This window comes from Actinomadura monticuli (assembly GCF_041463655.1).
GTDB classification, from domain to species: domain Bacteria; phylum Actinomycetota; class Actinomycetes; order Streptosporangiales; family Streptosporangiaceae; genus Spirillospora; species Spirillospora monticuli.
The window spans coordinates 18,166-37,716 of record NZ_JAXCEI010000017.1 but is presented as its reverse complement, the minus strand read 5'-3'; the positions used below and the strand labels follow the sequence as shown (position 1 = coordinate 37,716).

The window sequence follows — 19,551 nt, the reverse complement described above, 5'->3', positions numbered from 1 at the left end:
GCAGAGGACGGATGGAACCGGGCGGGGTCAGGCGGAAGGAGCGGGGACGGCGGCGAGCAGGTGCCGGATCAGGGCCCTCAGCACCGAGGTGGCGGACCGGCCGTCCCGCGCGTCGCACAGGACGATCGGGACGCGCGGGTCGAGTTCGAGGGCGGCCCGCACCTCGTCCGGCTCGTAGCGGAACGCGCCGTCGAACTCGTTCACCGCGACGAGGAACCGGGTGCCCCGGTTCTCGAAGAAGTCGACGGCGTCGAAGCAGGCGTCCAGGCGGCGGGTGTCGGCGAGCACGACGGCGCCGAGCGCGCCGGCGCACAGCTCGTCCCACATGAACCAGAAACGCTGCTGGCCGGGCGTGCCGAACAGGTAGAGCACGATGTCGTGCTGCGCGATCGTGATCCGGCCGAAGTCGAGCGCCACGGTGGTCGTGGTCTTGCCCTCCACCCCGCCGAGGTCGTCGGTGCCGGCGCTGGCCGCGGTGATGAGCTCCTCGGTGCTGAGCGGCTCGATCTCGCTCGCCGCGCCGACGAACGTCGTCTTCCCCACACCGAAACCGCCCGCTATGAGGATCTTGACCTGAGTGGGGAACACCTCAGGCTCGTTGTAGGCCATCGAGCAGCTTCTCCAGGAGGTCTCGGTCGGTGAGGTCGGCCGCGGGACGCGGAGCCCGGGTGGTCATGGCCCGCCAGTGCACGAGATCGGCGAGAAGGACCTTGGTGACCGCCACGGGCAGCCGTAAGTGCGCCGCGACCTCGGCGACGGACGTCGGCGTGCGGCACAGCGCGAGCGCCTCCGCGTGCTCCGGGTCCAGGTTCGCCGGGACGCCGCCGGACGCCACCACCAGCGACAGCATGTCCAGCCGGACGGCCGGCCGGGTGCGCCCGGCGGTCACGGTGTACGGGCGAATCAGCGGCCCGGCGTCGTCGTCGAGCCAGACCTCGTCCTCGCCGGCCGTCATGGCGACCGGCGCGGATCGTTCGCGGCGGCCGCCGCCCGCGTCGCGGTGCCGAGGAACGGCCGCACGGACTTGATCAGCCGGGCCATCTCGAAACCGACGACGGCCGGGTCGGCCTCCGCCTTCGCCAGCACCGCCAGCACGGAGTTGTAACCGGCCCACGAAATGAACAGCTGGCTGGACTTGAGTTCCGCCACCACCTGCCGGACCTCGTTGCTGCCGTCGAATTTCGTGCCCGCGCTGCGGGCGATGGAGAAAAGGCCGGAGGCGAGCGCCGCGAACTGTTCGGCGGTGGCGCGGTCGAAGCCGTGCGCGGCCTTCAGCATGCCGTCGGAGGACAGCAGCACGCTGCCGCGGATGACCGGAACCTCCTCGCCCAGCCCCCGCAGCAGCCAAGCAAGGTCCTGAGCCTGGTTCGGGGAGACAGCACTCAATGGACGCTCCTTATCGCTGGAAATGATTCGTCAGTCCGTGCCATCGGCGGCGTCACTCTCCTCGGCGCCGCGCACCCCCCGCTGGAATGCCGCCATGAGGCCGGGATTGTGTTCGATCTCGTCCTCGTCCTGCTGCTGTGGAACGGGGGAATTGAGCAGTTCGGGCGCCATGTTCGCCTGCACCCTGCGGCGCGGCAGCGACGGCCGCTCGCCGCTCGGCCCCGCGGCGGGGCCCGGCGGCGCGGGCCGCGCCGCGGGCACGTCCGGCCGCTCGGCCCCGGTGGCGACCGGCAGCTCGGCGGAGGTGGCGGCCGGACGATCGGCGGGCATGCCGGACGGCCGCGGGGCGGGGGGCCCGAAGCCCGCGAAGGCCGCCGGGGGAGGCGGGGAGCCGGCGGCGACCGCGCCGGCGGCCACCGGAACGGGCTCGGGGTGCACCGGCTGGGCCTGCGGCAGCGCCTCGGCCTCCTCCGCCTCCTCTTCGGCGCCGACCATGTCCTTCGGCACGATGACGACGGCCTGCGTCCCGCCGTAGAGGTTGTCCTGGAGCTGGACGCGGACGCCGTGCCGCCGCGCGAGCGCGGCGACGACGAGGAGGCCGATGCGCCCCTCCTGCAGCAGCTCGGCGGTGCCCGCCCGGTCGGGGTCGGTGAGCACCTCGTTCAGCCGCCGCCGGGCGTCCTTCGGGATGCCGAGGCCGCGGTCCTCGACCTCGATGGCCAGGCCCGCGGCGACGCCGTCGACGCGGACCAGAACCTGCGTGTGCGGCGGAGCGAACCGGGTGGCGTTCTCGATGAGCTCGGCGAGCAGGTGGACGACGTCTGCGACCGCGCCGCCGTGCAGGGTCCCCTCGACGGGCGGCACCACCTTGACGCGGTTGTAGTGCTCCACCTCGGCGATGGCCGAGCGCAGCACCTCGTACACGGTCACCGGCCGGCTCCACTGGCGGCGGGAGGCGGCGCCGCCGATCACGGCGAGGCTCTCGGCCTGGCGGCGCATGCGGGTGCTGAGGTGGTCGACCCTGAACAGGCCCTTGAGGAGGTCGGGGTCCTCGACCTGGTTCTCCAGCTCGTCGAGGCCCCGGATGGCGCGGTGGGCGAGCGACTGCATCCGCCGGGCCAGGTTGACGAACACGTCGACCCGCTGGTCGGGCCCGCCGCCGGACGCGCGTTCCGCGGTGTCCAGGACGGCGTTCCACGCCTCGCCCTGCGCCTGCCGCAGCTCGTAGGCGAGCCGCGTGAACGGGTCGCCGGACTCGGTGACCGGGACGTCCTCGCTGCGCGGCGCGGTCTCGCCGGCGCCGACCCGCTCGACGAGCTCCCGCAGGCCCTGCCGGCCGCGCGCGATCGCGAACCACAGCTCGCCGAGCCGCCGCTGGACGTCCTCGTGCCCGCGGGCGGACAGCCTGGCGTGCTCCCGGTCGGTCCGGCGGGTCGCCGCGTCCGCCGCGAACAGTGCCGCGGCCAGCGTGAGGACGGTTCCCACGGCGGCCGCGGCCAGCACGGCCTGCGTCCGCGACGTCACGGCGCCGGCGTCGTAGAGCACCGCCGCGGCGGCGGCTCCGAGGCCCGCGACAACGGCCGCGGGAAGCACGGAAATGCACAGGTGAAAGGACCGCATGCTGACCTGGCGCCGCGTCCCGTGGGTCGGATTCCTGCCGTGCCGCCGGATATCCTGGCGCTCGGCATCGGCAGCAGGTTCGGAGAAAGCAGGCATCGGCGTCCTCAGTGTGGTCGACGGCAGGTCACATTACTGAGTAAGGCGTGCTCTTACGGGCACAGACCGTGTCTAGGCTGACACAGCGCCCCATCGAGCAAGCGTGGATTACCGATATTCCAGCAATACCGGGCCACTTTCCCCCGACCTGTCCCGCAGCGTCCAATTCGCCCGAAATATCGATAAGCGCGGGCCCGTAATGCGATTGCCGGGCCTATCGCCTGACGCTCCGAAAACGATCTCCACCGAAGTCGATCATTGGCGCGTTCCGGTGCGTTCGCGCGCCACGTCCCGGACGTGTCCGGAAGCGCCTCGACCGGGATCAGCCGCGGCAGCAGGCCGGGCTCGGCGGTGAGCGCGCGGAAGCACAGCGCCGCGGTCACGTCGTGTCCGGGCCGGTGCACCACGTCGACGGCGTCCCCGGCGCGGATCTCGCCGGGCTCGACCACCCGCAGGTAGGCGCCGGGCCGCGCCGCCCGCGTGAACCGCTTGATCCAGCCCGCCTCGTCCAGCCAGCCCTGGAACGTGCCGCAGGGGATCCGGGGGCAGCTCACCTCCAGGACGACGTCCCGCCCCAGCCGTCACCGCTCGCCGATCAGCGCGCCGTTGACGTCGATCCCGGCCGTGGTCAGGTTCTCGCCGAAGACGCCGTCGGGAAGCGGCCCCGGGGGCGGCCCGCAGCGATGTGACGGCCCTCACATGAACTCTCGCGCGCCAATTCTGATCTTGGCGCCAATGAAGAATCGCGAAAGCATCCCGAACAAAAAGGCTTCCCGCCTCATCGTATGAAGGCATAAGGGGGCACGGTGCCAGGGCTGAAAGTCGAGTAAGCCGCCGTGTCGTAATGGGGAGAAGATGCGACTCGGAAAGGCGACCGTTCTCGGTCTCGTTCTCGGCACCATGACGATCGGCCTGGCCGCGCCCGCGATGGCCGACGACGGGGACGTCGTCCTGCAGCCGAGCCAGGCCCGGCCCGGCCAGCAGATCACGGTCGTGGGCAAGAAGTGCCAGGTCGACGGCGAGGCCGGCTCGCTGGCCTTCGTGGGCGGGGCCGTCCCGCTGAACGGCGCCGAGGAGGTCGACGGCCGCGCGGGCCTGGCGACCGTCAAGCCGGACACCGTTCCGGGCGAGTACACGGTGCAGGTGCGCTGCGGCGCGCACCGGTCGGTCGGCCTGCTCAAGGTGCTGGACGCCAAGACGACGTCCCGGCCGACGCCGGGCAGCACCGCGCACCCCACCCCGAGCAGCACCGCGCACTCCAAGCCGATGGGCAGTGCCCACCCGACCCCGGCGGGCGGGGCCAAGACGGGCTTCGGCGGCGGGGCGGGCGGCACGAGCACCGCTCTCCTGGCCGGTGGCGGCGTGCTCCTGCTGGGCGCCTTCGGCGCCGGGACCGCGGCCGTCCGCCGGCGGGGCGAAAGCCGCCGCTGAAAGACGCCCGGCGGCCGCCCGTTCCGGCGGCCGCCGGGCGTTCTCGTCCTGGCGGGCGGCAGTGAATTCGCGCCGGACCGGTGAACGGGTCAACGGGTCAACGGGTCAACGGGTGAATGAGTTAACGGGTGAATGGGGAATGGCGAAAAAGGCGGGCCTGTGGGCATTGGCGGTCGTCCTGCTGGCGGCCGGGCTGACGCTGGTGGGGGCCGGGCTGCGGGGGCCGGGCGGTCCGCCGGAGCCGCCCGCGTGGGCGGCGGCCCCCCGGCCCGTCGACCACCGCGCGCCGGTGCTGCCCCGGTCGGCTCCGGTGCGGGTCGCCGTCCCGTCGATCGGCGTCGCGGCTCCGCTGATCCGCCTCGGCCTGGACGCCGACGGCTCCGTCCAGGTGCCGCCGGGCGACCGTCCCGGCGAGGCGGGCTGGTACGGGGACGGGCCCGCGCCGGGTGAGCGCGGCGCCGCCGTGATCCTGGGCCATGTCGACTCCGCGAAGGGCGCGGCGGTCTTCTACGACCTGGGCCGGCTGCGCCCCGGGAACCGCATCGAGGTCATCCGCGCGGACGGCAGGGTCGCCGTGTTCACCGTCGAGTCCGTCGAGCGGGTGGCGAAGGACCGGTTCCCCACCGCCCGCGTCTACGGCCCGCTCGACCACGCCGGGCTCCGTCTGGTCACCTGCGGCGGCGCCTTCGACCGGGCGGAGCGCAGCTACCGCGACAACGTCATCGTCTACGCGGCCGGGACGTCCGTCCGGTAGTAGCGTGGCGCGGTGCGGGGACGGTCGCTGGGGCGGGAGTTCGGGTGGCTGTGGGCGTCCTACGCGATCAGCGCGGCCGGGACGTGGCTCGCGCTCGACGCGTTCCCCCTGATCGCGATCCTCGTGCTGGACGCCGGGCCGGCGCAGGTGTCGATGCTGGCCTCGGCGGGGCTCGCGGTGGGCGCGGCGGTCGCGGTGCCGCTCGGGCCGTGGGTCGAGTTCCGCCGCAAGCGCCCCGTCATGATCGCGATGGACCTGGTCCGGTTCGCGGCGCTGCTGAGCGTTCCCGCCGCGTTCGCCCTGGGGCGGCTCACGTTCGTCCAGCTGCTGGTCGTGTCGGTGATCGTCGCCGCGGCCGGCATCGCGTTCCGGGCGGCGAGCGGCGCGTGCCTGAAGGCCGTCGTCCGGAAGGAGGACCTGCTCGTCGCGAACGGGCGGTTCGAGACGACCACGTGGACCACCACCATGCTCGGCCCGCCCCTCGGCGGCGCGGCGATCGGGCTGCTCGGCCCGGTCGCGACCGTGGTGGCGGACGCGGCCAGCTACCTGCTGTCGGCGGGAGCCGTCCGCGCGATCGGCGGGACGGAGCCGCCCCCGGCGCGGACCGGCGCGAAAAGGCTCCGCGCCGGGGACCTGCTCGAAGGGTGGCGGTACGTCCTGGCCCACCCCGGGCTGCGCCCGCTGTTCTTCAACACGGTGCTGGTCAAGGGGCTCATCCTGGCGACCGCGCCGCCCCTCGCCGTCCTCATGCTCGGCGACCTCGGCTTCGCGCCCTGGCAGTACGGGCTCGCGTTCGGCGTCCCCTGCATCGGGGGCCTGATCGGCTCGCGCCTCGCCCGCCCGCTGGCCGCCCGGTTCGGACGCCACCGGGTCATGCTCGCCGCCGGGACGCTCCGCGCGTGCTGGCTCCTCGGCCTGGCCTTCGTCGGACCGGGGGCGGCCGGGCTGGCCCTGGTCATCGCGGTCGAGTTCGGGCTGATCACCTGCATGGGCGTGTTCACCCCGGTCTTCGCGACCTACCGGCTCGAACAGACCGCCAACGACCGGGTCGCCCGCACCCTGGCCGCCTGGTCGGTCACCGACAACGCCGCGGTCGCCGCGCTGACCGCCGTCTGGGGCCTGCTCGCGGGGCTCGTCGGCCCGCGTCCCGCGATCGCGGCCGCGGGCGTCCTCATGCTGGCCACCCCGCTGCTGCTTCCGCGATCCCGGGGTCGATCCGCCGGCCACGTCGGCCGGCCGCGTCGCGTACGCCGGCAACGACCCGCAGGCCTCGCCCGCGCGGACCGACCGGCCCGGCCCGCCCGTCCGACGTCTTGACGCAGGTCAGGTGTGGTGCAAACGTGAGGAGTGATGGTGATTAAGGGGGACCCATCATGGTTGAGATCAAGAGCATCGAGAAGCCGGACGACAGGCGGGACTTCCCCAGGGGGCACCTGGAGGTCGTGAACCTCACCGGCCTCGTCTTCGGGAAGGCGACGTTCGAGCCCGGCTGGCGCTGGACGGAGTCCGTGAAGGACCTCACGGGCACCGACCTGTGCGAAGTGCACCACAACGGCTACTGCGTCGAGGGACGGATGCGCGTGATGACGCGCGACGGCTCCGAGAGCGAGGTCGGCCCGGGCGACGTGTTCGTCCTGGAGCCGGGCCACGACGCGTGGGTCGTCGGTGACGAGCCCTGCGTCATGTTCGACTTCGCGGGCGGCATCGGCGACTACGCGAAGGCCCGCTGACAGAAGCGCGCCCGGCGACTGATCGCGGCCGGTGGGGCGCAGGGGAACGCCCGCCGGCCGCACCCTGTCCGTCCCCGTCCGCCCCGTCCGGACAAAGCGGAATTATCACTGCATTCCGTCGGACGGCCCCTTACGATCATGGTGGATCGCGGAAAGGGGCGCCGTCATGGCCGGACAGGACGAGAACCCGGGCGGGATTCCGGACGGCGTGAACGCCGCCGTCCCGAACGGGGCCCGGATCTACGACTACATGCTGGGCGGCAAGGACAACTACGAGGCCGACCGCCGCGCCGCCGACCAGATGATCGCGGCGAACCCGGCCGCCCCGCTGACCGCCCAGGCCAACCGCGGCTTCCTCGGCCGCGCCGTCCGCCATCTGGCCGCCGACCGCGGCATCCGGCAGTTCATCGACATCGGCGCCGGGCTGCCGACGCAGCAGAACGTCCACCAGGTCGCCCAGGCCGCCGCCCCCGGCAGCCGCGTCGTCTACGCCGACTACGACCCGGTCGTGGTCGCGCACGCCGACGCCCTCCTCGCCACCACCGACCACGTGCGGGTCATCAAGGGCGACCTGCGGCGGCCCCGCGAGATCCTCGGGGACCCCGGGACCCGCGCGCTGCTCGACTTCACCGAGCCCGTCGCCGTCCTGCTCGTCGCGATCCTGCACTTCATCGGCCCGGACGAGGACCCGCACGGCATCGTCGCGAGCCTCCGCGACGCGCTCCCGTCCGGCAGCCACCTGGTCGTCTCGCACACCGTCAGCGACTCCCCGGACGAGGTGATGGCCGCCGCCCAGCGCGGCTTCCGCGCCTCGGGCGCCCCGCTGACCCCCCGGACGCGGGCCGAGATCGAGCGCTTCTTCGACGGCTTCGACCTGATCGAGCCGGGCCTCGCCGACGTCCGCACGTGGCGCGCCGACGACGCTCCCGCCGACCTCCCCGACCTCCCCTGGACGATGGTCGGCGCCGTCGGCCGCCTCCGTCCCTGATCCAGAACCGGCCGGCGACGGTTGGCGAGAGTTGACGACGTGGGACGGGGCGGCGCCGGGTAGGTTCGAATGATGAACGAGCGGCCGACTCTCGAGGACATCCGGCGGGCGCCGAAGGTGCTGCTGCACGACCATCTCGACGGCGGGGTGCGGCCCGCGACCGTCATCGATCTCGCGCGGGAGACCGGGTACGCCGACCTGCCCGCCACCGACGCGGACAGCCTGCGGGCATGGTTCGAGGAGGCGTCCAACTCGGGGTCGCTGGAGCGGTACCTGGAGACGTTCACGCACACCGTCGGCGTGATGCAGACCGTCGACGCGCTCACGCGGGTCGCCTACGAGTGCGCGGAGGACCTCGCGAACGACGGCGTCGTCTACGCGGAGGTCAGGTACGCGCCCGAGCAGCACCTCAGCAGGGGGCTGACGCTGGAGCAGGTCGTCGAGGCCGTGCTGGACGGGTTCGCGCGGGCCCGCGCGGACTTCGGCATCCGGGTCGGGACGCTCGTCACGGCGATGCGGCACCAGGCGCGCAGCATGGAGATCGCGGAACTGGCCGTCCGGTACCGCGACCTCGGGGTCGTCGGGTTCGACATCGCGGGCGCCGAGGCCGGGTACCCGCCGACCCGGCACCTGGACGCGTTCGAGTACCTCCAGCGGGAGAACGCGCACTTCACCATCCACGCCGGCGAGGGGTTCGGGCTGCCCTCGATCTGGCAGGCGATCCAGTGGTGCGGCGCCGACCGGCTCGGGCACGGGGTGCGGATCATCGACGACATCGAGGTGGAGGGCGACGACGCGCGGCTCGGCCGGCTCGCCGGCTACGTCCGGGACAAGCGGATCCCGCTGGAGATGTGCCCGACGTCCAACATCCAGACGGGGGCGGCGAAGTCGATCGCCGAGCATCCGATCGGGCTGCTGCGCCGCCTCAGCTTCCGCGTGACCGTGAACACCGACAACCGGCTGATGAGCGGGACGTCCCTGTCGGCGGAGTTCGCGAAGCTCGTCGAGGCGTTCGGCTACGGGTGGGACGACCTGCAGTGGTTCACGGTGAACGCGATGAAGTCGGCGTTCGTCCCGTTCAACGAGCGGCTCGAACTGATCAACGGTGTGATCAAGCCCGGGTTCGCGCAGCTGAAGTGGAGCGGGGCCAGGCCGCTGGCATGATCGAGCCATGACCATTCGCTCCACCGGCGGGCGCGTCGCCGCGTACGCGTGGTTCGTGTTCGCCGCGCTCAACTTCGTGGACCTGTTCGTCGGCATCACCGGTGACCCCGACTACTCGCCGGCGACGTTCGCGATCGCGTTCCTGCTGCTGTTCGGCTGCGGGGTCGCCTACACGGTCGGGCTGCGTCCCGCGATCGTCGCGGACGAGGACGGGCTCACGGTCCGCAACCCGCTCCGGGACGTCCGCGCGCCGTGGGGGGCGATCCGCGCCATCGAGGCCCGGAACGCGGTCACGGTGCGTTTCGCCGGGCCGGGCGGGACGGAACTGGCGTCCCGCGCCTGGGTGCATCAGACGTCCCCGCGCGCCCAGGCCAAGGCGGAGGCGCGGGCGCAGAAGGAGGCGCGCAAGACCCAGGGCGCGGGGCTCGACCTGCGGGGGCGGACGCCGACGGGGTTCGCCGCCCGGCAGCTCAACGAGATGCGCGACCGGCACCGTCCGAAGGCGAAGTCGGGCGCCCCCGACAAGGCCGCCGCGGCCAGGACGGAGCCGCCCGCGCAGGGCACGGTGACCTGGTGCGTCCCGGCGCTGGCCGCCCTGGTCGCGCCCCTGGCCGCCCTGATCGCGACGCTGGTCTACGCGACGCTCAGCTGAGGACGGCGGACACGGCGGCGCGGAGGGCTCGCAGGTCGTTCGCGGCGCGCGCGCGGGTTTCGGTGATGTCTCCGCCGACCGGGAGGACGACCTCCAGGTAGCACTTGAGCTTCGGTTCCGTGCCCGACGGCCGGATGACCACCCGCGAACCGCCCGCGAGGCGGAAGCGGAGGCCGTCGGTGGGAGGCAGGCTGTCCGCCGGGCGGGCGAGGTCGTCGAACGACTCGACGGGCCGTCCGGCCAGTTCGCGCGGGGGAGCGGCGCGGAGGCGGGCCATGGCGGCGGTGATCAGGGAGAGGTCGTCGACCCTGACGGAGAGCTGGGACGTGGCGTGCAGGCCGTGCTCGCGGGCCTGCGCGTCCAGGAGGTCGAGGAGCGTGCGGCCCTCGCGTTTCGCGCCGGCGGCGAGCGCGGCGACGGCGAGGGCGGCGCTGATGCCGTCCTTGTCGTTGACGAGGACGCCCCGGTCGTCGCCGACGCTGTAGCCGAGCGCCTCCTCGTAGCCGAAGACGAGGCGGTCGGGTGCCCGGTGGGGGGACGACCCCCCACGCCCCCCGGTACCGCTGGAGGAGCTCCCCGCCTTCATGATCCATTTGAAGCCGGTGAGGGACTCGGCGAAGCGGACGCCGTGCGCGGCGGCGATCGAGCGCAGCAGGGACGACGACACGATCGTGGTGACGGCCAGCCGGTCGGGGCCGGCCGTGTGCCGCAGGACGTGCTCGGCGAGCAGCCCGCCGACCTCGTCCCCGGTCAGCGTCCGCCACCCGGAAGGGGACGGGACGGCGACGGCGCAGCGGTCCGCGTCCGGGTCGTTGGCGATCACCAGGTCGGCGCCCCGGGCCTCGGCCAGCGCCAGAGCCAGGTCGAGCGCGCCCGGTTCCTCCGGGTTCGGGAAGGCGACGGTCGGGAAGTCGGGGTCGGGGTCCGCCTGCTCGGGGACGACGGCCGGGGCGGGGAACCCGGCCCGTTCGAAGGCCCGCAGCAGGACGTCGCGGCCCACGCCGTGCATCGGCGTGTAGACGATCGAGATGTCGCGGTCGCCGCCGAGGCGGAGCGACGACACGGCGTCCAGGTACAGTCCGGCGCCGTCGTGGACGGGCCAGCCGGAGCCGAGCGGCAGCTCGTCCACCCGGCCGACGGCGTCGATGGCGGCGGAGATCTCGGTGTCGGTCGGCGGGACGATCTGCGCGCCGTCCGACCAGTACACCTTGTAGCCGTTGTCGCGGGGCGGGTTGTGGCTGGCCGTCACCATGACGCCCGCGACGATGTCGTCGAACGCCCGGGTGAAGTGGGCGAGGACCGGCGTCGGGACGGGGTCGGCGAACACCTCGGGGCGCAGGCCCGCCCCGCTGAGGACGGCCGCGGTGTCGTCGGCGAAGCGCCGCGAGCCGTGCCGCGCGTCGAAGCCGATGATCACGCGGCCGCCGGGCTTCAGGCGGGCGGCGAGCCCGGCGGCGGCGCGCATGACCGTGACCCGGTTCATCCGGTTCGGGCCGGCGCCCAGCTCGCCGCGCAGCCCGGCCGTCCCGAACTCCAGCCGGGACCCGAACCGGGCGGACAGCGCCTCGTCGTCGTCCAGGATCGCCCGGAGCTCGGCGCGGGTGCCGGGGTCGGGGTCCTGCGCCAGCCATTCCTCGGCGCGCGCGCGGAGGTCGCTCACAGCTTCGCCAGGACGGTGGCGAGGAGGCCGCCCATGCGGCCGGCGGACGCGCGTCCCGCCGCGAGGACCTCCTCGTGGTCGAGCGGCTCGTCCGACAGGCCGGCGGCGATGTTCGTGACGAGGGAGATCCCGAGGACGTCGGCGCCGCCCTGCCGGGCCGCGATCGTCTCCAGCACCGTGGACATGCCGATCATGTCGGCGCCCAGCGTGCGCAGCATGCGGATCTCGGCGGGCGTCTCGTAGGTCGGGCCGCGGAACGCCGCGTACACGCCCTCCGACAGCGTCGGGTCGACCTTTTTCGCGAGGGCCCGCAGCCGTCCCGAGTACGCCTCGGTCAGGTCGAGGAACGTCGCGCCGGTGAGCGGGTTCGCGCCCGACAGGTTGAGATGGTCGGAGATGAGCACGGGGTCGCCGACGCGCTGGTGCTCGGGACGCAACCCGCCCGCCGCGTTCGTCAGCACCATCGTCGTCACCCCGGCGGCCAGCGCCGTCCGGACGGGGTGCACCACGGCGTCGACGCCGCGCCCCTCGTACAGGTGCGTCCGGCCGAGGAACACCAGCGCGCGGCGCCCGCCGGCCTCCACGACCCGGATCTTCCCGGCGTGCCCCTCCACGGCCGGGGGCGCGAAGCCGGGCAGTTCGGTGACCGTCACCTCGGCGACGGGCTCGCCCAGCCTGTCGGCCGCCGGGACCCAGCCCGAGCCCATCACGAGGGCGACGTCGAAGGAGTCGAAGGACGTGCGGTCGCGCAGCGCGTCCGCGGCGTCCCGCGCCAGTGCAAAAGCGTCGTTGCTCACATCGCCGACACTACAGGCGGGCGTTTCGTGCCTTGCCGCGCCCGGCCGGAGCCGCCCCGCCGGACGCCCCCCGGGACGCTTCTCAGTCGCCGAGCGACTTGCACGGGCGGGTGCGCAGGTCCTTGACGTAGTCGTCGGGCGCGCCGGCCTTCTCCGCCGCGTCCGCGAGGATGCCGAGGTAGCGCGCGGACGGCAGCCCGCCCTCGTAGTCGTCCAGGACGTACAGCCAGCACAGGACGTCGCCGTCCAGCGTCTGCACCCGGACCCGGATCTTGCGGTAGACGTCGAGCGCGGCCCCCTCCCAGGCGTCGAGTTCCTTCTCGTCCCAGGCGGGCACGTCGTACATGACGACGAAGACCTGCTCGGAGTCGTCCTCGACGACCGTCGCCAGGGCCCCGTCCCAGCCCTTGTCCTGACCTCCGAAGGTCAGCCGCCACCCGGCCAGCCAGCCGGTGCCGCGCATCGGGGAATGCGGAGCCCGGCTCGCCATCTGCTCGGGATCCATGTTGGAGGCGTACGCCGCGTACAGTGCCACGTTGGCCAAGGCTACGCCACGCGGGGCGGCGCGACCGCAGCGAAGCGAGGATCGCGGTGACCGCGGTTCGGGGGTGTGGGGGTTCGTCCCCCACGCGTGATCCGCCACGCTGCCACCTCGGGTGCGGGACGGGACTTTTCACTGCCTGGAGTAGGAAAGAATGGAAGATGTGACCCGCATCGTGATCATTGGAGGAGGCCCGGGCGGTTACGAGGCCGCGCTGGTCGCGGCTCAGCTGGGCGCGGACGTGACCGTCATCGAACGGGACGGTCCCGGCGGCGCCTGCGTGCTCACCGACTGCGTGCCCTCCAAGACGCTCATCGCCACCTCGACCCGGATGGCGGTCATGTCGGAGTCGACGGGCCTCGGGCTGCGCTTCAACGGCGGCCCGGACGGGATCGTCGGCGCCCTGGAGGCCGACATGGCCGAGGTCAACAAGCGCGTGAAGGACCTCGCGCGGGCGCAGTCGTTCGACGTCGCCGAACGGCTGGCCTACGAGGAGGTCAAGATCGTCCGCGGCGAGGCGCGGCTGGTGGAGCCGCACGTCGTGGCGGTCGGCGACCGGCGCATCCGGGCCGACATCGTGCTGATCGCGACGGGCGCGACGCCGCGCGTGCTGCCGGGCGCGGAGCCGGACGGCGAGCGCATCCTGAACTGGCGCCAGCTGTACGACCTGCCCGAGCTGCCGGAGGACCTGATCGTGGTCGGGTCCGGCGTGACGGGCGCGGAGCTGGCCGGGGCCTACCTGTCGCTCGGTTCCAAGGTCACGCTGGTGTCCTCGCGCGACCGCATCCTCCCGACGGAGGACGCCGACGCCGCCTCCGTCCTGCAGGAGGTCTTCCTGCGGCGCGGGATGAACGTCATGTCGCGGTCCCGCGCGGCGGGCGTGGAGCGCTCGGGCGAGGGCGTGATCGTCACGCTGGAGGACGGCACGAAGATCGAGGGCACGCACTGCCTGATGACGGTCGGGATGGTGCCGAACACCACGGGCATCGGCCTGGAGGAGATCGGCGTGCGGTGCGACGCGCGCGGTTTCGTGGAGGTCGACAAGGTGTCGCGGACGTCCGTCCCGCACATCTACGCGTCCGGCGACTGCACGGGCGTGCTGATGCTGGCGTCCGTCGCGGGCATGCAGGGACGCATCGCGATGTGGCACGCGCTGGGGGAGGCCGTGCAGCCGCTCAAGCTCGGCTGGGTCGCGTCCAACATCTTCACCGACCCCGAGGTCGCCTCGGTGGGCGTGACGCAGCAGATGGTCGACTCCGGTGACGTGAACGCCCGGACGGTCATGCTGCCCCTGTTCACCAATGCCCGCGCCAAGATGCAGGGCTTCGAGGACGGTTTCGTCAAGCTGTTCTGCCGTCCGTCCACGGGGATCGTGCTCGGCGGCGTCGTCGTGGCGCCGCGTGCGAGCGAGCTGATCCTGGGCGTGTCGATCGCCGTCCAGCAGCACCTGACCGTCGAACAGGTCGCGCACACGTTCGCGGTGTACCCGTCGCTGTCGGGCAGCATCACCGAGGCGTCCCGCCGGCTGATGGCCGAGCACGCCTACTAGCGTCCGCCAGAAGGTCGTGCCCGGCCGGTACCGGCGCTAGAAGTAGCGCAACGCCACGTACACCCACGCCATCAGCGTGCTCAGCAGCGTGACGATGATTCCGTAGCGGGTGAACTGCCAGAAGCTGATCGGGTTCCCGGTCCGGGCGGCGATCCCGATCGCGACCACGTTGGCGCTGGCCGCGACGGCGGTTCCGTTGCCGCCGAAGTCGGCGCCCAGCGCGAACGACCACCAGAGCGCCTCCGCGGTCGTCGGGTCGGGCGCGCCCGCCGCCATCCCCTCCACGATCGGCGCCATCGTCGCCGCGTAGGGGATGTTGTCGAAGAACGCGCCGAGTACCGCGGACCCGAACAGCAGGCTGGTCGCGGCGAGGAAGTAGTTGTCGCCGACGGTGTCCGCCGCCCAGGTGCCGATCGCCTCGATGACGCCCGTGTGCCCGAGGCCGGCGACCATCACGAACAGACCCATGAAGAAGACCAGCACGGGCCATTCGACCTCGGCGAGGACCTCCGAGACGTCGACGCGCGACACCAGCAGCATGACGCCCGCGCCGACGAGGGCCACGATCGACGGCTCCACGTGCACCACCGAGTGCAGCATGAACCCGACGATGACGAGGCCGAGCACGACCAGGCAGCGGACGAGCAGCCCCGGGTCCGTGATCGCCTTGCGCTCGTCCAGCGACATGACCTCGGCGACGTACCGCTCGTCGTACGTGAACGACTTGCGGAACAGGACCCGCGCCAGCAGCACGAACGCGACGAAGACGGCCACCACGATCGGCGCCATGTGGACGAGGAAGTCGTTGAACGTCAGCCCCGCCCGGCTCGCGATGATGATGTTCGGCGGGTCCCCGATGAGCGTCGACGCGCCGCCGATGTTGGACGCCAGCACCTCGGCGATCAGGTACGGGTGCGCCGGGATGCGCAGCCGGTTGCAGACCACCACCGTCACCGGCGCCACCAGCATGATCGTGGTGACGTTGTCCAGGAACGGGGACGCGACCGCGGTGATGGCCATGAGCATCACCAGCAGCCGGTACGGTCTGCCCTTCGAGCGTTTGGCCGCCCAGATCGCCAGGAAGTCGAACAGCCCGGTGCCCTTGATGATCCCGACGATGACCATCATCCCGAACAGCAGGAAGATGACGTTCCAGTCGATCCCGTCGTGCTCGGAGAAGAAGACGTCGGCGCCGGGGGCGAGGCCCAGCACCGTCATGAGTCCGCCGGCGATCAGGACGACCTTGACCTTGTCGGCCTTCTCCGTGGCGATGAAGAGGAACGCGACGACGAAGATGGCGAGCGCCGCCACCGCCGTCATCGCGCGACTCCCGGCCGGACGCCGCCCGGCGGCGCGAAGGTCAGTCGTCGGGCCTGGTCAGCGCCAGCGCCGACAGCAGCCGGTCCAGGATGACCGCTCCGGTGAGGAGCCCGGCGTCGTCCACGACGGCGACCAGGGGGCTGCGCTGCCGCGCCATGAGCGTGGCGAGTTCCAGCAGGGTCGCGGACGATTTCACGATGACCGGGCGGGGAGTGTGCGTGCCGAGGCAGTCGCCCACTCTCATGTCGCGGATCTCGTGCCAGAAGACGTCCGCGTGGGCCTCGTCCACGGTCCGGGTCAGCGCCGGATCCTCCTGGTAGGCGACGGGCACCGCCAGTCGCAGCACCTGCGTGCCCGGCAGGACGAGGCGGGGGCGCTGCTCCTCGTCCACGACGATCAGGCCGGGCAGGCGGCCGAGGGCCATGACCTGTATCGCGTGCGCGATCGAATCGTCCCGCGTCACGGTCGGCACCTTTATGGCGATGTCCCGCGCTTGCATGCTGTCCTTTCGGCTTCCGGAGAGCCTGGCCTTTCGAGTTGATAGGTTCCTCCTTCTAACGCCGGGGGTGGCCCCGTCGCAAGACGGCCTCCGCGGCGCTATCGGCGGGTGGCGATGCCCGCCGCTCGTTCGCTGTGCCATGCGTCCGCCCCTTTCTCCTGCGCTGTCCAGTCTTTGCGGCGGAGGCCCGCCCCTATATCGGGGACGACACCCATCTCGGCGCCATGGATCATGTATTCGCAGGTGGCGGAGAGTGCTTCGCGGCGGCCGCGCCTAGGATGGACGCGGAACCGGAGGTGATCGGGTGCACACGCGCGAGTCCGCCACCCGGATACTGCTGGCCGACGATCACGCGCTGGTGCGCCGCGGGCTGCGCCTCATCCTGGACGCCGAACCCGACATGACCGTGGTCGCGGAGGCGTCCGACGGGGCCGAGGCGATCGACGCGCTCGCCGCCGGCGGCGTCGACCTGGCGATCCTCGACATCGCGATGCCGCGGATGACCGGGTTGCAGGCCGCGCGGGAGATCGCCCGGCGCTTCCCCACCGTCCGGATGCTGATCCTGTCGATGTACGACAACGAGCAGTACCTGTTCGAGGCGCTGAAGGCGGGCGCGTCGGGCTACGTGCTGAAGTCCGTCGCCGACCGGGACCTGCTGCACGCCGTCCGCGCCGCGATGCGCGGCGAGCCGTTCCTGTACCCGGGGGCGGTGACCGCGCTGATCCGCGAGTACCTCGCCCGGGACCTGGACGACGACGCCCCCGGCGGCATCCTCACCCCGCGCGAGGAGGAGATCATCAAGCTGATCGCGGAGGGCTACTCGTCCAAGCGGATCGCGGAGACGCTCACGATCAGCGTGAAGACCGTCGACCGGCACCGCGCGAACATCCTCGGCAAGCTCGGCATGCGGGACCGGCTGGAGCTGACGAAGTACGCGATCAGGATCGGGCTCGTCGAGCCGTAGCGGCACGCCCCGGCCCGCCCTCTGCCGGGCGCCGGTTCCGGCCCAGGCCCGCGGCCCATGGAGAGGATCGCTTTACCCGCCTGTTTCATTGAACCTCGTCGGCCGTAACACTCGGACGTCTTACTGGACGCCTTATCTGTCGCTCGACAGAAATTTGAGCGTCCAGGAGGAACCATGATCATCGCCGGGGTGGGACTCACGGTCCTGCTCGTGCTCGTGGTCGGCATCGCGGTGGCCCGCATGGTCGACGGCGACTCGACGAACTATCTGGTCGCCGGGCGGCAGCTCGGGGTGCCGCTGGTGGCGGTCGCGCTGACCACCGCCGCGGTCGACTCCAACGCGACCATCGGCAACACCGACCTGTCGGCCGGCCTCGGCTTCTGGGCGGGCGCCTCGCTGGCCCTCGGGCTGGCGGTCTGCCTGCTGCTGGCCGGGATCTTCCTCGCCGAACCGATGAACCGGATGGGGCTGATGACCCTCGCGGACTTCTTCGCGCGCCGGTACACGCGGCGCGTCGAGATCATCGCGGGCGTCCTCATGGTCGTGTCGTTCACCGTGCTGCTCGCCGGGAACCTGGTCGCCCTCGGGTTCCTGCTGGAGCACTTCGCCGATGTCCCCTACGAGCTGGGCGTCATCGTCGCCGTCGCGCTGATCCTCGCCTACACCGTCGGCGGCGGGCTGTTCTCCGACGTGTACACCGCCGTCATCCAGGCCGTCATCACGGTCGGCGCCACCGTCGCGCTGTTCGTGTGGGTCGCCTCCGAACACGGGATCAGCGTCCCGGACGGAGCCGGGCCCTTCGACCTGGGCCAGCTGACCGATCCCGCCCAGGGCGCCGCGATCAACTGGGCGACGCTGGTCTCCCTGGGCATCGGCGACCTGGTCGCCATCGACTTCATGCAGCGGATCTTCGGCGCCCGCAGTCCCGAGGCGGCGCGCCGCGCCTGCTTCGTGGGCGCCGGCGTCACGGCCGCCGTGGGCGTGGCCTGGTCGCTGATCGCCCTGACCGGCGCCGCCGAGCTCGGCCTGACGGCCGAGGGCGGCCCCGTCGTCTACAAGCTGCTCGACGGCGGCGCGCCCGCCCTGCTCGCCGTGCTGGTGCTGTCGGGCGTGGTGGCCGCGTCCTTCTCCACCGGTTCGGGCGCGGTACTGGCCACCTCCGCGGTGACGGTGCGCAACGTCGCCGGGCTCAAGCGCGCCGTCGCGCCGGGCCACAAGGACCCGCTGCTGCGGTGGGTGCGCTTCGCGATGCTGCCGGTCGCCGTGTGCGCCGCGATCCTGGCCGTGCGGGTCTCGCAGACGGGCATCCTGCTGACGCTCGCGTTCGACCTCATGCTCGCCTGCCTCATCGCCCCGTTCGTCCTCGGCCTCTTCTGGCGGCGGTCGACGACGGCGGGCGCGCTGGTGGGCATCGGTGTGGGGCTGGTCGTCCGCCTGGCCTTCCTGGTGCTGACCCCGACCCTGTACGGCGTGCCGAACGATCTCCTGTACATCGACAACGACCTGGTGGGGGCGGGGTTCGACGGGTGGGCGACCCTGCTGGCCGGGGCGGTCGGCATCGGGGTGTTCGTCGCCGTCTCCCTCTGCAGCCGGTCGCTTGAGGAGGAGGAGCGCGATCTGCGGTTCCTGGACCACCGTGCCGAGGCCGGGGCGGCGGAGCTCGTGCCGGACCCGCTTCCCCCGGAGGGCGTCCCCGTCGGCGGGACGTGAGACGCGGCACGGGAGGCGCTCACCCGGGCCCGATGATCCGCAGCGAGGCCGCGGCGATGCGGTCCCCGGTCTCGCCCGGCAGCGGGGCGCCGCCCGCGCGCTGACGGCGCAGGATCACGCTCTCCACGAGCCCGAACACGAGGTCGGCGACGGCCCCGTGCTCGGGCTCGGCCGCGTCCGGCAGGCACTGCTCGACCAGCGCGCGGTAGGCGCCGAGGAGGCGGTCGCGCTCGGTGCGGAAGGGGGCCAGGCGCTCGTCGGCGACCTCGGGCAGCAGGTAGAGGGCGCCGAGGTTGCGGGGGGTGGTGGCCAGGAGGTCGGCGTCGTAGGCGCACAGGCGGCGCAGCCTGTCCCGAGCGGACAACCCGTCCTCGTGGACGAGCCCCTCGGCCATGACGATCGAGGGGCGGACGGTCTGGAGCAGCAGAGCGAGCAGGACCTCGTGCTTGGAGGAGAAGTAGTGGTACAGCGTGGCCTGGGAGATGCCCGCGGCCTGCGCCAGCTTGTAGGTGCTCACCGAGCCGAACCCCACCGTGCAGAAGAGATCCGCCCCGGCGTTCAGGATGTCCTGCTCCGTGCTGCCCGAGACGGAGGGGCCTTTGGTCCGGGGGCGTCCGCGTCCTGCCATCCGTGGAACGTAGCAGCCGCGCCAATTTACATGCCGTTCACGTGCCTGAGATCCGGCGCGCG

Annotated in this window: 21 protein-coding genes; 10 read left to right on the top strand and 11 right to left on the bottom strand. The window is 72.5% G+C overall.

Features of this window, described 5'->3' with window-relative positions; all coding sequences use genetic code 11:
* Window positions 1–27: 27 nt before the first annotated feature.
* The 5 genes from SM611_RS30255 to SM611_RS30235 all read right to left on the bottom strand — a co-directional run bounded on the left by SM611_RS30255 (window position 28) and on the right by SM611_RS30235 (window position 3,680).
* Complete coding sequence (locus SM611_RS30255) at window positions 28–609, bottom strand: GTP-binding protein (RefSeq protein ID WP_371953720.1); 582 nt, start codon at window positions 607–609, stop codon at window positions 28–30.
* Window positions 590–955, bottom strand: a complete 366-nt coding sequence (locus SM611_RS30250) for a DUF742 domain-containing protein (protein WP_371953719.1) — start codon at window positions 953–955, stop codon at window positions 590–592. Before SM611_RS30250 ends, SM611_RS30255 begins: the two co-directional genes overlap by 20 nt.
* Complete coding sequence (locus tag SM611_RS30245; protein ID WP_371953718.1) at window positions 952–1,386, bottom strand: roadblock/LC7 domain-containing protein; 435 nt, start codon at window positions 1,384–1,386, stop codon at window positions 952–954. Before SM611_RS30245 ends, SM611_RS30250 begins: the two co-directional genes overlap by 4 nt.
* A gap of 30 nt (window positions 1,387–1,416) precedes the next feature.
* Entirely contained in the window at window positions 1,417–2,979 is a 1,563-nt protein-coding gene (locus tag SM611_RS30240) for a sensor histidine kinase (RefSeq protein WP_371953717.1), read from the bottom strand.
* Window positions 2,980–3,155: 176 nt separating this feature from the next.
* A complete protein-coding gene (locus tag SM611_RS30235; protein ID WP_371953803.1) occupies window positions 3,156–3,680 on the bottom strand; it encodes an MOSC domain-containing protein in 525 nt (174 codons plus the stop codon).
* A gap of 277 nt (window positions 3,681–3,957) precedes the next feature.
* Here SM611_RS30235 and SM611_RS30230 point away from each other — a divergent pair, with 277 nt between their 5' ends.
* The 7 genes from SM611_RS30230 (at window position 3,958) to SM611_RS30200 (ending at window position 9,821) form a co-directional block, all read left to right on the top strand.
* Window positions 3,958–4,533, top strand: coding sequence for a hypothetical protein (locus SM611_RS30230; RefSeq protein ID WP_371953716.1), 576 nt, complete (start codon window positions 3,958–3,960; stop codon window positions 4,531–4,533).
* 139 nt (window positions 4,534–4,672) lie between these two features.
* Entirely contained in the window at window positions 4,673–5,287 is a 615-nt protein-coding gene (locus SM611_RS30225) for a class F sortase (protein ID WP_371953715.1), read from the top strand.
* Window positions 5,288–5,299: 12 nt separating this feature from the next.
* Window positions 5,300–6,604 (top strand): MFS transporter, encoded by a 1,305-nt coding sequence (locus SM611_RS30220; protein ID WP_371953714.1) that lies wholly within the window; start codon window positions 5,300–5,302, stop codon window positions 6,602–6,604.
* Between the two features lie 56 nt (window positions 6,605–6,660).
* Complete coding sequence (locus tag SM611_RS30215; RefSeq protein WP_371953713.1) at window positions 6,661–7,017, top strand: cupin domain-containing protein; 357 nt, start codon at window positions 6,661–6,663, stop codon at window positions 7,015–7,017.
* Window positions 7,018–7,183: 166 nt separating this feature from the next.
* A complete protein-coding gene (locus tag SM611_RS30210) occupies window positions 7,184–8,005 on the top strand; it encodes an SAM-dependent methyltransferase (protein ID WP_371953712.1) in 822 nt (273 codons plus the stop codon).
* Window positions 8,006–8,077: 72 nt separating this feature from the next.
* On the top strand, window positions 8,078–9,169 hold the full coding sequence (locus tag SM611_RS30205; RefSeq protein ID WP_371953711.1) for an adenosine deaminase: 1,092 nt from the start codon (window positions 8,078–8,080) through the stop codon (window positions 9,167–9,169).
* A gap of 7 nt (window positions 9,170–9,176) precedes the next feature.
* The gene (locus tag SM611_RS30200) at window positions 9,177–9,821 is read left to right on the top strand and encodes a PH domain-containing protein (protein WP_371953710.1); all 645 of its coding nucleotides are present in this window, start codon (window positions 9,177–9,179) and stop codon (window positions 9,819–9,821) included.
* Here SM611_RS30200 and SM611_RS30195 read toward each other — a convergent pair.
* The 3 genes from SM611_RS30195 to SM611_RS30185 form a co-directional block, all read right to left on the bottom strand.
* A complete protein-coding gene (locus SM611_RS30195) occupies window positions 9,814–11,481 on the bottom strand; it encodes a phospho-sugar mutase (RefSeq protein WP_371953709.1) in 1,668 nt (555 codons plus the stop codon). The two genes, SM611_RS30200 and SM611_RS30195, sit on opposite strands and share 8 nt — an antisense overlap.
* Window positions 11,478–12,278 (bottom strand): purine-nucleoside phosphorylase, encoded by an 801-nt coding sequence (locus SM611_RS30190; protein WP_371953708.1) that lies wholly within the window; start codon window positions 12,276–12,278, stop codon window positions 11,478–11,480. The genes SM611_RS30195 and SM611_RS30190 overlap by 4 nt, the downstream gene beginning before the upstream one ends.
* Window positions 12,279–12,360: 82 nt before the next feature.
* Complete coding sequence (locus SM611_RS30185; RefSeq protein ID WP_371953707.1) at window positions 12,361–12,813, bottom strand: gamma-glutamylcyclotransferase family protein; 453 nt, start codon at window positions 12,811–12,813, stop codon at window positions 12,361–12,363.
* Window positions 12,814–12,982: 169 nt separating this feature from the next.
* Between SM611_RS30185 and SM611_RS30180 the strand changes: the two genes are divergently transcribed.
* On the top strand, window positions 12,983–14,368 hold the full coding sequence (locus SM611_RS30180) for an NAD(P)H-quinone dehydrogenase (RefSeq protein WP_371953706.1): 1,386 nt from the start codon (window positions 12,983–12,985) through the stop codon (window positions 14,366–14,368).
* A 36-nt stretch (window positions 14,369–14,404) separates the two neighbouring features.
* Here SM611_RS30180 and SM611_RS30175 read toward each other — a convergent pair whose 3' ends face one another.
* Both SM611_RS30175 and SM611_RS30170 read right to left on the bottom strand, forming a co-directional pair.
* On the bottom strand, window positions 14,405–15,688 hold the full coding sequence (locus tag SM611_RS30175) for an ArsB/NhaD family transporter (protein ID WP_371953705.1): 1,284 nt from the start codon (window positions 15,686–15,688) through the stop codon (window positions 14,405–14,407).
* Window positions 15,689–15,728: 40 nt separating this feature from the next.
* Window positions 15,729–16,187 carry a CBS domain-containing protein gene (locus SM611_RS30170; protein ID WP_371953704.1) on the bottom strand — a complete coding sequence of 153 codons (459 nt, stop codon included), beginning with the start codon at window positions 16,185–16,187 and terminating at the stop codon, window positions 15,729–15,731.
* A 304-nt stretch (window positions 16,188–16,491) separates the two neighbouring features.
* Here SM611_RS30170 and SM611_RS30165 point away from each other — a divergent pair, with 304 nt between their 5' ends.
* The gene (locus tag SM611_RS30165; RefSeq protein WP_371953703.1) at window positions 16,492–17,151 is read left to right on the top strand and encodes a response regulator; all 660 of its coding nucleotides are present in this window, start codon (window positions 16,492–16,494) and stop codon (window positions 17,149–17,151) included.
* Between the two features lie 174 nt (window positions 17,152–17,325).
* Window positions 17,326–18,861 (top strand): high affinity choline transporter 1, encoded by a 1,536-nt coding sequence (locus SM611_RS30160; protein ID WP_371953702.1) that lies wholly within the window; start codon window positions 17,326–17,328, stop codon window positions 18,859–18,861.
* A gap of 19 nt (window positions 18,862–18,880) precedes the next feature.
* Here the strand turns inward: SM611_RS30160 and SM611_RS30155 are convergent, their stop codons facing one another.
* On the bottom strand, window positions 18,881–19,489 hold the full coding sequence (locus tag SM611_RS30155; protein ID WP_371953701.1) for a TetR/AcrR family transcriptional regulator: 609 nt from the start codon (window positions 19,487–19,489) through the stop codon (window positions 18,881–18,883).
* Window positions 19,490–19,551 lie beyond the last annotated feature (62 nt).